The following is a 14,119-nucleotide window of genomic DNA, read 5'->3' on the forward strand; positions in this document are numbered from 1 at the left end:
GGATCATGTTAAGCGAAGAAGTAAAAACGGCCTACGATAATTTTTATACCAATAGCGATGTAGCCTGGAGAATGCTCGGTGCAAAATATAAAGCCCAGAACATTGTTGATGTGTGCAAAGGACTAAAGCCTAAAAAAGTGCTTGAGGTTGGTGCCGGAGATGGCAGTATCTTACATTTTTTAAATGAATGGCATTTCGCACCAGAACTTTATGCTTTAGAAATTGCACAAAGTGGTGTAGATATTATAGTGGATCGTAACCTTGCCAGTTTAAAAGAAGCACAAACTTTCGATGGTTATAAAATTCCTTATGAAGATGATACTTTCGATCTGATTATTCTTGCTCACGTTTTAGAACATGTAGAACATGAGCGGATCCTGATCCGTGAATTGAAAAGAGTTGCAAAATATATTGTAGTAGAGGTACCTAAAGATTATCGCTTTGGTGTAGACGAAAGAATGAAACATTTTTTAGATTATGGACACATTAACATGTATACGCCAACTTCTTTAAGGTTTTTATTGCAGAGTGAGGGTTTACAAATTTTAGAAGATAAGGTATCGATGACTGCGCCGGAAACCGTAAAATTTAATGAATTTATTAATAGAAAAGCGCCAAAAACATTTTCTAAAAATTTAAAAATTGAGCTGGAATACCGGGTTAAGAAAACCTTAGGTAATTTGTTTGGGAGGAAAAAGCAAGAGCAGTTTGCCAATGCCTATACTGTGTTAACCAAAAAATCAGATCATAACCTGCAGATATTTTAGTGATTAAATGTGAATACAGAGGGCAAGATATATCCAAACTTATATGGGTCTTAAACTTCTCATATGGTGAAAAACGTAACTGGATATACTATATCTTATAATACTTGGAATTTTATTTTGGCCATTTAACCATATAAGGAATAGAAGAAAATATAAGCGTATTCCTCTTACTACCAAAATTAATTTAATATATTGCAATAGAAATTAAATTCTGTTAAAAATACATCCCCAGTTAATTATTAATAAAAAATAAAGGATGTTGTTAACTAGAAATTACTTAAAGGACTTAGTTTACAAGGTAAACGGAGCAGCCATCGAGGTACACAGGACATTAGGCCCAGGGCTTTTAGAATGCACTTATCATAAATGCATGATTCACGAGCTGGAAATCAGAAATATTAATTTCAAATCTGAGTTAACTATCCCAATAGATTATAAAGGGTTAATAATTGATTCAGAACTAAGGTGTGATTTATTAATTGAAGACTCCCTAGTCGTTGAATTTAAAGCTGTTGAAAACGTTGCCCCAATCCATGTAGCACAACTGTTAACTTATATGAAACTACTAAAATTGCCTCTTGGACTAATGATAAATTTTAATTGTTTGCATATCTTTTCAGAAGGCCAAAAAACATATGTAAACGAGATATATGAATCAATTTATTGATATACTTTTGTCATAGCTTATATGAAACTTAAATTTCTTATATGGTAAAAATGCCTAGCCCGCTTATTGATAAGCTTAATTGATAAATATAAATGCAAAGCCTTGCCCCAATAGCACTTTTCGTATACAACCGTCCGCAGCACACTGAGCGTACATTACAATTTCTGCAACAAAATGAGTTGGCAGCACAAAGCCATTTGTATATTTTTTCTGATGGTGCCAAAACCGATCTGGATAGAGAAAAAGTTACTGCCGTAAGAAAAATCATCAAAAAAGCAGATGGCTTTAAGTCGGTTAAAATAATCGAAAGTAAGGTTAATGCAGGCCTAGCCAATGCGGTAATTTCAGGAGTAACCCAGTTAATAGCAGAATACGATCAGGTAATTGTGTTTGAAGATGACCTCATTACCTCCCCGCATACCTTATCCTATTTCAACAACGCTTTAAACCATTACCGCGAAGAGGAAAAAGTAATGCACATCGGAGCCTATATGTATCCTTTAAAATCGGATAACCTTTCACCATCTTTTTTCTACAGGGCAGCCACAAGCTGGGGTTGGGCAACATGGGGAAGAGCATGGAAAAATTTTGAACCAGATATTAACATTCTTATCAAACAGTTTGATAAAAAGAAAAGGACTGCATTTTCAATCGACAATAAAATGAATTTCTGGAAACAGATGCAGGAATTTAAAAAAGGTAAAAACAATAGCTGGGCCATAAGATGGTACGCTTCAATTTTTTTAAAAGGAGGTATTACACTTAATCCATCACAATCACTAGTTAACAATATTGGCCATGATGGCACGGGTGTACACTCTGGAATAAACGACATCTATAACGTAATTATCAACCCCAAACCAATTGTAGAATTCCCTACTGTAATAGCCGAAGACCCTATTGCATACAAAGCCATCAAGAGCTTTTTGATTAAGCGAAAAGGCAATATGGTAACACGGGTCAGGCGTTTTGTAAAAGAAAAGCTAACCCAATATTTTTCCAAAAAATAATGATCGGTAGTCTATTGATCATCAAAACCAGCTGATATAGCGCACCGTTGTAGGCAATTAAAAAAATGACAAACCTTTTTTAATTGATCATGTTGCTTTTATACATCGAAACTATAAAAATAAAAAACATGAAAACGACAACAGAAACAGCAGAGGTATTAAACGATTTGATTCAAATTAATAACGATCGTATTGAAGGTTACGAAAAAGCCCGCCAGGAATTAAAAGATGAAGATGCCGATTTAAAGACGTTATTTCTAAATATGATAGGCGAAAGTCAAAAATATAAAATGGCATTGGCAACAGAAGTATCGGCTTTTGGTGAAGATATTGAAACAGGAACAACCAATTCGGGCAAAATCTACAGGGCCTGGATGGATGTTAAAGCGCTTTTTACCGGGCACGACCGTAAAACTGTTTTAAACAATTGTGAATTTGGCGAAGATGCTGCACAAAATGCATACAAAATGGCCTTAGAGGAAGAAAATATCCCTTCAAATATCAGAGAACTGATTTCAGAACAAAAGGCATCTCTAAGAGTATCACATGATGAAATTAAAAGATTACGTGATGCCCAGGCATAAATAAATTAAAACATAAAAAAACCTCCTTCGAATGATTAATTCGGAGGAGGTTTTTTTTATTACAACCATCATTCCCGCGCAGGCGGGAATCTTAAAACTTATTGCATTACGATTCCCAATCGAGTTGGGAATGACGATCAACGGCGGAATAAATCAGTCAAGAAACTACGATTCTAATTCCCGGTCTAAATGTTCAGTAACACGCTGAATCGTATTATCAATAGTATTACTTAAAATAGTGAGGTATGAACCCTTCTTAGCGGTTTCAATAGCGATTTGTAAACATTCCGTACTCTTATTGTTTACAATAATCTCTTTATTAGGATCAACCTCTCTAATCCCTTTTATCAGTAAATCAACCAGTTCCTGCTGTTGTCTGCCACGGAGATATTTCTCCTGACAAACGTAGATCTTATCAAACATCTGTGCAGAAATGCGGGCGGTTTCGATAATGTCTTCATCCCTTCTGTCGCCAGTTGCCGAAATAATACCTACATGTTCAGTAGATTCTACACCCTGCAAGAAACCTTTTACACCATTAAATCCATCAGGATTATGCGCAAAATCGACCAGTACTTTAAAATCTTTAAATCTGAAAATATTCATCCTGCCTGGCGTGTGCGCTGCTGATGGAATAAAGGTTTCTAACGACAAACGGATATCTTCAGGTTTGTAGCCCCATAAATAGGCTGCTAACGTTGCTGCAAGTACATTCTGAATCATAAAGTTTACAGAACCACCAAAGGTTAAAGGAATATGGGTGGCTTTATCTACCCTTAATTTCCAGTCGCCGGTTTTAATGGTGATATACCCGTTTTCATAAATGGCAGCAATACCGCCTTTTCTACAATGTTCTTTAACGACAGGATTGTTTTCATCCATGCTGAAGTAAGCAACATTACAACGGGCCTCTTTAGCAATGCGCACGCAATAACCGTTATCGGCATTCAATACAGCCCAACCTTTGCGGCGTACCGCACCAATCACAACCGCTTTAACACGGGTTAAATCGTCAAGATTATGAATGTCAGAAAGGCCCAGGTGATCTTCCTGGATGTTGGTCACCACGCCAATATCGCAGGCATTAAAGCCCAATCCTGCTCTTAAAATTCCGCCACGGGCAGTTTCCAATACGGCAAACTCTACTGTCGGGTCTTTTAAAATAAACTCTGCACTTACCGGTCCTGTTGTATCACCCTTCATCAACATGGTATTGTGCACATAAACGCCATCGCTGGTGGTAAAACCTACACGTTTACCGTTGCTGCGGATAATGTGCGCAATTAAACGGGTAGTGGTGGTTTTTCCGTTGGTTCCGGTTACCGCGATAATCGGGATCTGTGATAATTTTCCCTGTGGATATAACATATCAATTACTGGTGCCGCCACATTACGTGGCAAACCCTCGCTCGGCGCCAGGTGCATCCTAAAACCAGGAGCAGCATTAACTTCTAACACCACACCACCATTTTCAGTTAAGGGTTGAGTAAGGTTCTGTGCCATGATATCGATACCGCAGATGTCCAATCCAATTACCCTTGAAATTCTTTCACAAATAAAAATGTTCTGTGGGTGAACAGTGTCTGTTACATCAATGGATGTTCCTCCTGTACTTAAATTGGCGGTCGATTTTAAATAAACCACTTCTCCTTTTTCCGGGATAGTCTCTAAAGTATATTCTTTTTTGGCTAATAAATCCAGGGTATCACGATCGACAGCTATTTCTGTTAACACATTCTCATGGCCATAACCGCGACGTGGATCTTCATTTTCCTTATCAATTAATTCCTGGATGGTATGGATACCGTTTCCTTTTACATGAGCCGGATCACGCTGTGCCGCGGCAACCACTTTATGGTCGATTACCAGCACCCGGAAGTCAAATCCGGTGATGAATTTTTCTATAATTACCCTTCTCGAATACGTTTTGGCATATTCAAAAGCAGCCACAGCATCTTCCATTGTTTTCACATTAATGGTTGCACCTTTACCGTGGTTGCCATCAAGTGGTTTAAAAACTAAAGGAAATCCAACCTTTTTAACAGATGCTTCAAGATCGTCAGGATTTGAAATGGTTACTCCAGAGGCTACCGGAATGGCTGCTTCGGTGAGCAAACGTTTCGTTTCTTCCTTGTTGCTGGCAAGATCTACAGCAATGCTACTGGTTTTTTCGGTCATGGTGGCCCTAAAACGCACCTGATTTTTGCCGTAACCCAATTGTACCAATGAACTCTTGTTCAATCTTATCCATGGAATGCTTCTTTTTACCGCTTCTTCCACAATCGAACCTGTACTTGGCCCTAAGGCTTCCAGCTCACGTATTTCCTTCATCCTGCGGATATCGTGTTCTAAATCGTACTCTTCATTATTGATCAAAGCTTCGGCAATTCTCACCGCAGCTTCCGCCGAGTAAACACCTACTTTCTCCTCCAGATAACTGAAAACCACATTATAAATGCCTTCGGTTTTAGTCATGCGCGTTCTGCCAAAACCAGTTTCCATACCGGCGAGTGTCTGAATTTCCAATGCAATGTGTTCAATCACGTGCCCCATCCAGGTGCCTTCTTTCACTCTTGTAAAAAAGCCACCTTCAACACCTTTCGAGCAACGGTGGGTAAACATGCTTGGCAACAGTTTCTCAATCCTTTCGCTAAATCCTTCTATTACGTTTGTTGGTTTTTGCTCTAAATCTTCTAAATCCAACCGCATCTGGATCAATTTCTTCCGGCTAATAGACCATATGTTTGGTCCTCTTAATACTTGTATATTTAATATCTTCATGTAATGTTTTGTTCGTTTTTTATGTTGCAGAGGGATTTATGAATCGCTCTTTATCCTCAATTTTTAGAATGAAATTGATGACTGTAAATTATGCATTTATTTTGAAAATAGACGTTCCATTTAGCTAAATCAATTTTAAGGTGTATTTGTTTTATTTTCAAGTACAATCCTGTTAATTTTAAGTTATAATATTTTAACTTTTGTTAATAAGTTGAATATTCTTTACAAAAAAAGTCGTGTTTTTTATCTTAAGCCTATATATTTGGGTTTTTTGATACAATTATAATACACAAAAAATGGTTCCGAAAGGTAAACTCATCATCATTGGTGGCGCAATAAACACAGGTAGCTTCGCAGAAACGCAATTCGGACTACCTGAGAATATGAATTTTTTTGAGCGTGGAATTTTAAAACGGATTACTACAGAATCATTAAGAGATACGCAATCTCGTTTCGAGATCATCACTACAGCATCATTAATGCCCGAAAAAGTCGGTGAAGAATATATTAAGGCTTATGCACAATTAGACGTGCATAATGTTGGTGTTCTTAATATTTCCAACCGTGAAGAAGCCAATTCTGATGAAAATTATGAGCGTATCAAAGCCGCAGAGGTAATTATTTTTACTGGTGGAGATCAGCTCCGTCTTTCTTCAATCTTTGGCGGAACAAAAATTCATCAGATCTTGTTAGAAAAATACAGAAATGAACCTGTTGTTATTGCAGGTACTTCTGCCGGGGCCGCTGCAAGTTCTAAAAATATGATTTACCAGGGCAGCAGTAAAGATGCTTTACTTAAAGGTGAAGTTAAAATTACAGGTGGATTAGGCTTTATTGATGATGTTATTGTAGATACACATTTTGTACAGCGTGGAAGAATCGGTCGCTTATTGTATGCCGCGGCCAGTAATCCTGGTATTTTAGGGATCGGTCTTGGTGAAGACACCGGGCTTTTTATCTCTGATGGCCATATAATGGAGGCTATTGGCTCTGGCATGGTAATTTTAGTAGATGGCCGCACTATGGCTGATACCAATTTAACTGATGTAGAAATGGGGCAACCTGTTTCGATTAAAAACATGGTGGTACACGTGATGTGCGATGGCGACGTTTATGACTTAACAGATCATAGCTTAGTGATCCACCACCCAAAGGTAATTCCGATAGCCTAATTCAGTAGCAGTTAACAGTGGGCGATTTTCAGCTAGGATTTACCCAATCTTGATATTTGTTACCTAAATCTTGCTACTTCCATCTTGATACCTGATACTAAAATCTTGATACTACAAAAATGAAACTAATCATACATGGCGGCTTCTTCAGCGAATCGTCTACCAACCAGGAAACAAAAAAGGCAAAACAAGATGCTTTGGCTTCGATTGTTGCGCTCGGACATGAGTATCTAAAAACGCATACTGCTTTAGAAACCGTTGTTTATACTGTTGCGCTGTTAGAAGATAACGAACTGTTTAATGCAGGTATCGGTTCGCAGATCCAAAGCGATGGAAAAGTAAGACTGAGCGCAGCGCTAATGGATGGTAAAACTGAAAAATTTAGTGGCGTAATTAATGTTGAAGATGTTAAAAATCCTATCCAAATTGCGCAGAATCTACTAACATATGATGACCGGGTGCTTAGTGGTGATGGTGCCCGGCAATTTGCAAGAACAAATGGATTTGAATATTTCAATCCGATTACCCAACAGCGCCAGTCAGAGTACGAAGCCAAATTAAATCAAAGGAATAATAAAGGAACGGTAGGCTGTGTAGCACTCGATGCAGATGGAAATTTAGCCGCAGCAACTTCTACAGGTGGAAAAGGATTCGAAATCCCTTGCCGGGTGAGCGATTCTGCAACTGTGGCAGGCAACTATGCCAATCAATATGCGGGTATTTCTTGTACCGGAGTAGGCGAAGATATTGTTAGCGGTGCCCTGGCTGCAAAAATTGTAACCCGCGTTACAGATGGTTTTTCTTTAAAGGAAGCATCTGATAAATCTTTTGCTGAACTTAAAGCTTTTGATGGCTTTGCGGGCATTGTAGGCATTTCTGCAGCAGGCGAAGTATACCATTGCGACTCTCATCCTTACATGGTTTGGGCATCTTTTGATGTTAATTTACAGGTATTTAGCTGAAATTAGATTTAAAGTATTATTTTTGTTGCATGACCAAAATTGTATTGGCTTTAATTGGCCTTTTTGCATCATTACAACTACAAGCTCAAAATATAGATAAATCTGAGATCCAGGAACCTAATGGTAGTGCGATAAATATAGCAGTATCTAAATTTGACCTGGAGGATGGGAATTCTTTTTTTGAGGAAGCAGAAGATTTAGAGCGGAAAGGCGATTACAACGAAGCCCTCACCCTATTTGGCAAAGCAGCTTTTGAATACAATGCCGTAAAAAATTTCAACAGGTACGGACAGGCGGTTATCAAGATGAGCAGTATGCATTATCAACTTGGCCGTTTTACTGATGCGGAGCAGATTCTCTTAAACGTAGCCTTAAAAAATTATTCTAAAACTGGAAACAGAGCAGGAGTAATGAACACCTACAGCCTGTTAGGCAAAGTTTATTTGGCCAATACCAAGTACACCCAATCAATGTGGTTCTACACCCAGCAAGGTATCCTGGCAAAACAATTAAAAAGCAACAATGCTTATATCGAATCTATTTTAGGCATTGCCCAGGTTAAAATTAAAAAGAAAGATTTTACACTTGCCCTGAGAGATCTGAAATCAGCAGAATGGCTGGCCAATTCCATCAAAACCACTCAGTATAAAACGCAGATTAAAGATGCCAGGGAAACAATTGCCAGCAAAACCACCAGTAAAAAAGTAAACCCGAGCTAGGCAAACGCTTTAATTCTGCTAAACATCCCTATCTAAAGTATATTATTGCCCCTCAAAGGTCTTTAATTGGTCAAATTTTGCCTTTTCATTAAAACAAAAAATAACACTCAACGTTCTACGTAAGAAATTGTTAAATAAAAAGCTTTTAGTTAGATTTGATAAAGTTTTAACAAGAGACGGTAATAATGCTGTCTCTTTTTTGTTTTTTTGCTAAAATGGTATCATATTGGCTATATAGAATTGGAAATGGATTTTAAATCATTTAAAGAGATGTTAAAGAGAATATTTTTTGTAATTTTTACTGCAGCAGTACTTGCTTGTCATGCTGCACCTAAAACTCAGCCAATAGTTGAGGGGGTTACCAATGTGAAACCTGATGAGCAGCAACAACTTGTTATAAAAGAGGTTGTAAATTTGATTGAGAGTTACAATTATAAAAAAATTCAGATCAACGACTCTATATCTTCGATTATTTTAGATAAATACATCAAATCGCTTGATCAGGGCAAAAATTACTTTTTGGCATCAGATATCAAGGAATTTGAGAAATACAGGTATACTTTGGACGATGATTTCAAAAATGGCGACCTGAGCGGCCCGTTTTTCATTTATAACGTTTATGCCAAAAGATTAAATGAATATTTTACTTATTCTCTGGCTCAGATTAAAACAAAATTTGATTTTAATCAAACCGACAGTTATGTATATGATAGAGAGAAGCAGCCCTGGGCAACTTCTTCAACAGCATTAAATGATACCTGGAAAAAACGTGTGAAGTATGAGTTGATTAGTCTTAATCTAGCTGGAACTACTGAAGCAAAAAATGTAGAAACATTAACGAAACGTTACCAGAACTTGCAGTCGCAGACATCTAAAACCAATAATCAGGATGTTTTCCAGATTTTAATGGATGCATTTACCGAATCGATTGATCCACATACAAATTACTTTATACCAACGAAAGCTACAGAGTTTAATGAAGAAATGTCTCGCTCTTTTGAAGGTATTGGTGCCCGTTTACAATTAGAAAATGAAGTAGTTAAAATCTCTGAAATTATTGCTGGTGGACCTGCATTTAAAGGCAAACAACTGAGTGCTGGCGATCGCATTATTGCTGTAGCCCAAGGTGATGGAGAATTTGTTGATGTGATAGGCTGGAGATTGGATAATACCGTATCGAAAATTAAAGGTCCTAAAGGAACTAAAGTGCGTTTAAAAGTTATCCCTGTTGGAAAAGAAATGTCATCTAAACCAGTAATTATCGAATTGGTTCGTGATAAAATTGTTTTGGAAGAAACATCTGCCAAGAAAAAAGTTAAAACCATTAACAGTAATGGCAAAGAATATAAAATCGGGATTATTACCCTACCAGCATTCTATGCTGATTTTAAAGCAGCAAATGCAGGTGATAAAAACTACAAAAGCACTACCAGAGATGTTAGGAAATTAATCGACTCGTTAAAAACGTACGATAAGGTAAATGCAATCGTAATGGATTTACGTGGAAACGGTGGAGGATCATTAGTTGAAGCCATTTCATTAACTGGTTTATTTATCGATAGAGGTCCTGTAGTTCAGGTGAAAGATTTACGCGGTAAAATTGAAGTGGACGAGGATGAAAATAGCGGTGTAACCTGGAACGGTCCTTTTGGTGTAATTGTAGACCGCTTAAGTGCATCTGCATCAGAAATTTTCGCCGGAGCCATACAAGATTATGGCCGTGGTATTATTATGGGTAGCCAAACTTATGGTAAAGGTACCGTTCAATCTTCCATCGATTTAAATAAACTGGTAAACCCAAGCATGTTGCAAAAGATAGCAGGATTAATTTCTAAAGATAAAACTGTTGGCACTTCGCCAAGCGGAACAAGCCCGGCTGACATCAACTTAGGTCAGATTAATTTAACTATGGCTAAATTTTACCGTGTAGCGGGAAGTAGTACTCAACATAAAGGGGTAACGCCTGATGTTGTTTTCCCTTCACTTTATCCGATGGATAAAATTGGAGAAGATACTGAATCATCTGCCTTACCATGGGACGTTATTCCAAGCTCAAACTTTAAAGCAGTTGCCAACCTGACTCCGGTTAAAGCGCAATTGGTTAAAAATAGCGAACAGCGCATCGCAAATTCATTGGATTTTAAATACCTTAAACAAGATATTGCAGACCTTAGAAAACGCGATAGTGAAGTTTCAATAACTTTAAACGAGGCAAAACTTAAAGCTGAACGTGATGCGCAAGAAGCTAAAACACTTGCCAGACAGAATGAATTAAGAGCATTAAGAGGATTGCCAGCCATTAAAAAAGGAGATAAAATTACCAAGCAAGATGCTTTTGATTTTATCGAAGATGAATCGTTGAAAGTAATGGGCGATTTTATGCAACAATCTGGCAACTATGTAATGAATCTTGGTGTAGCTGCACCTAAACTCTAATAAAAGAAATCTAAAAAAAAGCGAGCTATCTTATTGAGGTAGCTCGCTTTTTTTTAAAATTATTTTTCAATTAAACGATTGTCTAAATGCTGAAGGTGTAAGCTTTGTTTTGGATTTGAACAACTTAGTAAAGGATTGTAAATGTTCAAAGCCGAGGGCATAAGCGATTTCACTAACAGATAGATTTGTTGTAGAAAGTTTTTCTTTTGCTAAATCAATCAGTTTCTGATGTAAATATTGTTGAGTGTTTTGTCCGATAAGTGTTTTCAACAATCCGGATAGATATCCTGGTGAAACGTTAAGCCTCTCGGCGATGTAAGTTACTGTTGGCAAGCCCCTGTTACCTAGATCATCGTGTTCGAAATAGTCCTTAACAATATGCTCTAATCGATCAAGCAGCTGATGATTGATTGCTTTACGTGTTATAAATTGACGGCCATAAAAACGCTGTGCATAGTTAAGCAGTAATTCTATTTGCGCGATCACCACATTTTGAGTAAAATGATCGATATTGCTCTTGATTTCATTTTTCACCAATGTAGCGATCGAATTAAGCACCGCTTCTTCAGTTTCAGAAACATGTAAAGCCTCAAATAGCGCGTAACTAAAAAAGTCATAATCCTTAATTGTTTTAGCTAAATGTGTCTGCCAAAGTAAGTCGGAGTGGAAAAGTATCATCCAGCCAGTTGGCCGGTGGGTTTTATCCTGATTAATCTCAACGGTGAAAACCTGTCCTGGAGCCATAAAGAACAACACACCATCATCAAAATCACTCATTTGTTGCCCATATTTAATTTTCGCATCAGGAACACGCTTGAGCGCAATGGAGTAAAAATCAAAAATTATTGTTTTTGACCGGCCATTGACTGGCATATTAACCTCCTCCATATTAACAACACTAACTAAGGGATGAGCTGGTTTCGGCAATCCTGCAAGTTTATGGTATTCTGATATGGTTTTAAAACGATAGCGGTTCGAAGTTTCCATGATACAATTTACTTAAAATAAATGCCGTGCTCCAAATCTTGAATCAAACTTGAATATTCAGGTTCCCAATTTAAACGTTCCCTGGTTAAACGCCCGGAAGCCGGTCCATCTATACTTACGAAATGTTCAAACCAACCAAAGTGTGCGGCTGCTTCATTTTTAGATATAGAAACGACAGGTAAACCAAGTGGTTCGCCAATGGCCTCTGCTATTTCTTTAAGAGTTATTGATTCTTCAGCCACCCCGTGAAAACGTGCTCCTGGCATAGCTTGTTCCAAAGCCAACCTGTAAAGTTTCGCGGCATCCAGCCTATGAACACCTGTCCATCGGTTTTCTCCACCACCAATATAAGCCGATGAACCCGTTTTGCGGGCGATATCGATCAGTATGGGTACAAAGCCCTGATGATCACCTTCCCCGTGTACAGATGGCGATAAACGAACCACTGATACGCGAATATTTTGAGAAGCAAGTGCGTCGACTGCCTTTTCCGAAGCAAGCCTGGGGTTCGTACCATTATAATTGGGCAGCATATCTTCTGTGGCCAAGATGCCCGGATTAACTACGAGAGTTCCGGAAGTTACAATAAAGGGTTTATCGGTCCCTGCAATTGAGTTTCCAATGGTCTCTATTGCAAGTCTATCGATTTCGCAAACCGCTGCAAATCGGGAAAAATCATGGATAAAGCCAGTATGGATAATGCCATCAGCTAATCTTGCGCCCTCCCGCAGGCTCTGTAAGTCTTCCAAATCGCCTTTATGCACTTCGGCTCCGGCAAGTACTAGTGCTTTTTCAGCCGTTTCATTCCGCGCCAAACCCAAAACCTCGTGGCCTGCATTAATTAATTCCCTTACTACCGCAGAACCGACAAATCCGGTTGCGCCTGTTACAAAAACTTTCATATTAATTGATTTTAAGTTTTAAATAGTAAACAATTACACATTGATTACGATATGAATCGCATCTAATGATCACTCAAAATTCAATCAATTTTATAGAAACAATTTAGGCTAATCAATTCTTCGTTTAGCCAAAACGAAGAATTTACGCAAAAAAAAAGACCGCTGCTATCCGCAACAGTCTTTTTTGCATGAAAAACACCTCTAGTTCTTCTTTGGATTCTGACTCAATTGCATGGCCATCATTTCCTTCATGGTTTTATTCATTCCCTCGGTACTACCATCTAAAAAGATTACGTTACCATCGCCATTTTCTGCAAAGTGTTTGATCGATTCTGTCCACATGGTGAATAAGATTACCGAAATGTCAAGGTTAGCCTGTTCCATTTCCTGGGCGGCTTTGCTCATACCATGGGCAACCTCTGCACGGAACAACGCAATACCTTGTCCCCGTAATTGTGCAGCCTCACGTTCCGCCGTAGCAGCAATTTTGATCGCATTACCATCAGCTTCAGCAGCTTTGGTTTTGGTAATTAATAATGCCTGTCCTTCGTTTTCAGCAGCTGCTTTCAAATTGTTCGAAGCTACTACACGACTCATTGAACGCATAATTTCTTCGTCAAAAGTAATATCATTCAATTGAAGATCCTGAAGATGGTAACCCCATCCGTCTAAAACCTGATCAATCTGTTCCTTAACGTGAAGTACAATTTCATTACGTTGTGCCAATACATTTGCCTGCTTTTGCGTAGCCACATAAGCCCTGATAGAACCTTCAATGGTTCTGATTAATGCTTGCATTAAGTTGGTCGCATCTACAAATTTAAAGGCTACGTTTTTTATTGTTTCCTCGTCCTGGTTCACTACGGAATATAAAAGCATGGCCTTAAAATATACATTGGCCTGATCTTGTGTTACTGCTTGAAAAGATAGTTCCACGGAGCGGTTTTGAATGGAAATACGGGAATAGATCTGCTCTATTAATGGGATTTTAAAATTTAAACCTGGCCTTAATTGACGGCGGTACTTACCGAAAACCGTTACCACCGCAATGGTTCCCTGTTTAACAGTAACGAAAGAGCTGAGTAAGATAATAAATCCTACGACAGCTATAATGTAAATGGTATATTGCATA

Annotated in this window: 12 protein-coding genes; 8 read left to right on the forward strand and 4 right to left on the reverse strand. The window is 38.2% G+C overall.

Features of this window, described 5'->3' with window-relative positions; translation table 11 throughout:
- Nucleotides 1-5: 5 nt before the first annotated feature.
- The 4 genes from IM793_RS00190 to IM793_RS00205 all read left to right on the forward strand — a co-directional run bounded on the left by IM793_RS00190 (nt 6) and on the right by IM793_RS00205 (nt 3,028).
- A complete protein-coding gene (locus IM793_RS00190) occupies nt 6-767 on the forward strand; it encodes a class I SAM-dependent methyltransferase (RefSeq protein ID WP_193419195.1) in 762 nt (253 codons plus the stop codon).
- A 256-nt stretch (nt 768-1,023) separates the two neighbouring features.
- Nucleotides 1,024-1,434 carry a GxxExxY protein gene (locus IM793_RS00195; protein WP_193419196.1) on the forward strand — a complete coding sequence of 137 codons (411 nt, stop codon included), beginning with the start codon at nt 1,024-1,026 and terminating at the stop codon, nt 1,432-1,434.
- A gap of 92 nt (nt 1,435-1,526) precedes the next feature.
- Nucleotides 1,527-2,444, forward strand: coding sequence for a glycosyltransferase (locus tag IM793_RS00200; protein ID WP_193419197.1), 918 nt, complete (start codon nt 1,527-1,529; stop codon nt 2,442-2,444).
- A gap of 128 nt (nt 2,445-2,572) precedes the next feature.
- Nucleotides 2,573-3,028, forward strand: a complete 456-nt coding sequence (locus IM793_RS00205) for a PA2169 family four-helix-bundle protein (protein WP_193419198.1) — start codon at nt 2,573-2,575, stop codon at nt 3,026-3,028.
- A gap of 165 nt (nt 3,029-3,193) precedes the next feature.
- Here IM793_RS00205 and cphA read toward each other — a convergent pair whose 3' ends face one another.
- Nucleotides 3,194-5,809, reverse strand: coding sequence for a cyanophycin synthetase (cphA, locus tag IM793_RS00210; RefSeq protein ID WP_193419199.1), 2,616 nt, complete (start codon nt 5,807-5,809; stop codon nt 3,194-3,196).
- Between the two features lie 296 nt (nt 5,810-6,105).
- Between cphA and IM793_RS00215 the strand changes: the two genes are divergently transcribed.
- The 4 genes from IM793_RS00215 to IM793_RS00230 all read left to right on the forward strand — a co-directional run bounded on the left by IM793_RS00215 (nt 6,106) and on the right by IM793_RS00230 (nt 11,098).
- Nucleotides 6,106-6,981, forward strand: coding sequence for a cyanophycinase (locus IM793_RS00215; RefSeq protein WP_132395464.1), 876 nt, complete (start codon nt 6,106-6,108; stop codon nt 6,979-6,981).
- A gap of 119 nt (nt 6,982-7,100) precedes the next feature.
- Nucleotides 7,101-7,943 (forward strand): isoaspartyl peptidase/L-asparaginase, encoded by an 843-nt coding sequence (locus IM793_RS00220; RefSeq protein ID WP_193419200.1) that lies wholly within the window; start codon nt 7,101-7,103, stop codon nt 7,941-7,943.
- A gap of 29 nt (nt 7,944-7,972) precedes the next feature.
- Nucleotides 7,973-8,662 (forward strand): hypothetical protein, encoded by a 690-nt coding sequence (locus IM793_RS00225; RefSeq protein WP_132395466.1) that lies wholly within the window; start codon nt 7,973-7,975, stop codon nt 8,660-8,662.
- 270 nt (nt 8,663-8,932) lie between these two features.
- Nucleotides 8,933-11,098, forward strand: coding sequence for a carboxy terminal-processing peptidase (locus tag IM793_RS00230; protein WP_227256083.1), 2,166 nt, complete (start codon nt 8,933-8,935; stop codon nt 11,096-11,098).
- A gap of 66 nt (nt 11,099-11,164) precedes the next feature.
- On the opposite strand, the gene IM793_RS00235 is transcribed toward IM793_RS00230, so the two are convergent.
- The 3 genes from IM793_RS00235 to IM793_RS00245 all read right to left on the reverse strand — a co-directional run bounded on the left by IM793_RS00235 (nt 11,165) and on the right by IM793_RS00245 (nt 14,118).
- Nucleotides 11,165-12,085, reverse strand: coding sequence for an AraC family transcriptional regulator (locus IM793_RS00235; RefSeq protein WP_193419202.1), 921 nt, complete (start codon nt 12,083-12,085; stop codon nt 11,165-11,167).
- An 8-nt stretch (nt 12,086-12,093) separates the two neighbouring features.
- Entirely contained in the window at nt 12,094-12,987 is an 894-nt protein-coding gene (locus IM793_RS00240) for an SDR family oxidoreductase (protein WP_193419203.1), read from the reverse strand.
- Between the two features lie 201 nt (nt 12,988-13,188).
- The gene (locus IM793_RS00245; RefSeq protein ID WP_193419204.1) at nt 13,189-14,118 is read right to left on the reverse strand and encodes an SPFH domain-containing protein; all 930 of its coding nucleotides are present in this window, start codon (nt 14,116-14,118) and stop codon (nt 13,189-13,191) included.
- Between the last annotated feature and the right edge of the window lies 1 nt (nt 14,119).

It is taken from the genome of Pedobacter sp. MR2016-19 (assembly GCF_014947265.1).
In the GTDB taxonomy this organism is placed as follows: Bacteria; Bacteroidota; Bacteroidia; order Sphingobacteriales; family Sphingobacteriaceae; genus Pedobacter.

Bases quoted from the DNA above. Each gene is read 5' to 3' on its own strand.
- IM793_RS00190 (WP_193419195.1), top strand. From the start codon at position 6: ATGTTAAGCGAAGAAGTAAAAACGGCCTACGATAATTTTTATACCAAT.
- IM793_RS00195 (WP_193419196.1), top strand. From the start codon at position 1,024: ATGTTGTTAACTAGAAATTACTTAAAGGACTTAGTTTACAAGGTAAAC.
- IM793_RS00200 (WP_193419197.1), top strand. From the start codon at position 1,527: ATGCAAAGCCTTGCCCCAATAGCACTTTTCGTATACAACCGTCCGCAG.
- IM793_RS00205 (WP_193419198.1), top strand. From the start codon at position 2,573: ATGAAAACGACAACAGAAACAGCAGAGGTATTAAACGATTTGATTCAA.
- cphA (WP_193419199.1), bottom strand. From the start codon at position 5,809: ATGAAGATATTAAATATACAAGTATTAAGAGGACCAAACATATGGTCT.
- IM793_RS00215 (WP_132395464.1), top strand. From the start codon at position 6,106: ATGGTTCCGAAAGGTAAACTCATCATCATTGGTGGCGCAATAAACACA.
- IM793_RS00220 (WP_193419200.1), top strand. From the start codon at position 7,101: ATGAAACTAATCATACATGGCGGCTTCTTCAGCGAATCGTCTACCAAC.
- IM793_RS00225 (WP_132395466.1), top strand. From the start codon at position 7,973: ATGACCAAAATTGTATTGGCTTTAATTGGCCTTTTTGCATCATTACAA.
- IM793_RS00230 (WP_227256083.1), top strand. From the start codon at position 8,933: ATGTTAAAGAGAATATTTTTTGTAATTTTTACTGCAGCAGTACTTGCT.
- IM793_RS00235 (WP_193419202.1), bottom strand. From the start codon at position 12,085: ATGGAAACTTCGAACCGCTATCGTTTTAAAACCATATCAGAATACCAT.
- IM793_RS00240 (WP_193419203.1), bottom strand. From the start codon at position 12,987: ATGAAAGTTTTTGTAACAGGCGCAACCGGATTTGTCGGTTCTGCGGTA.
- IM793_RS00245 (WP_193419204.1), bottom strand. From the start codon at position 14,118: ATGCAATATACCATTTACATTATAGCTGTCGTAGGATTTATTATCTTA.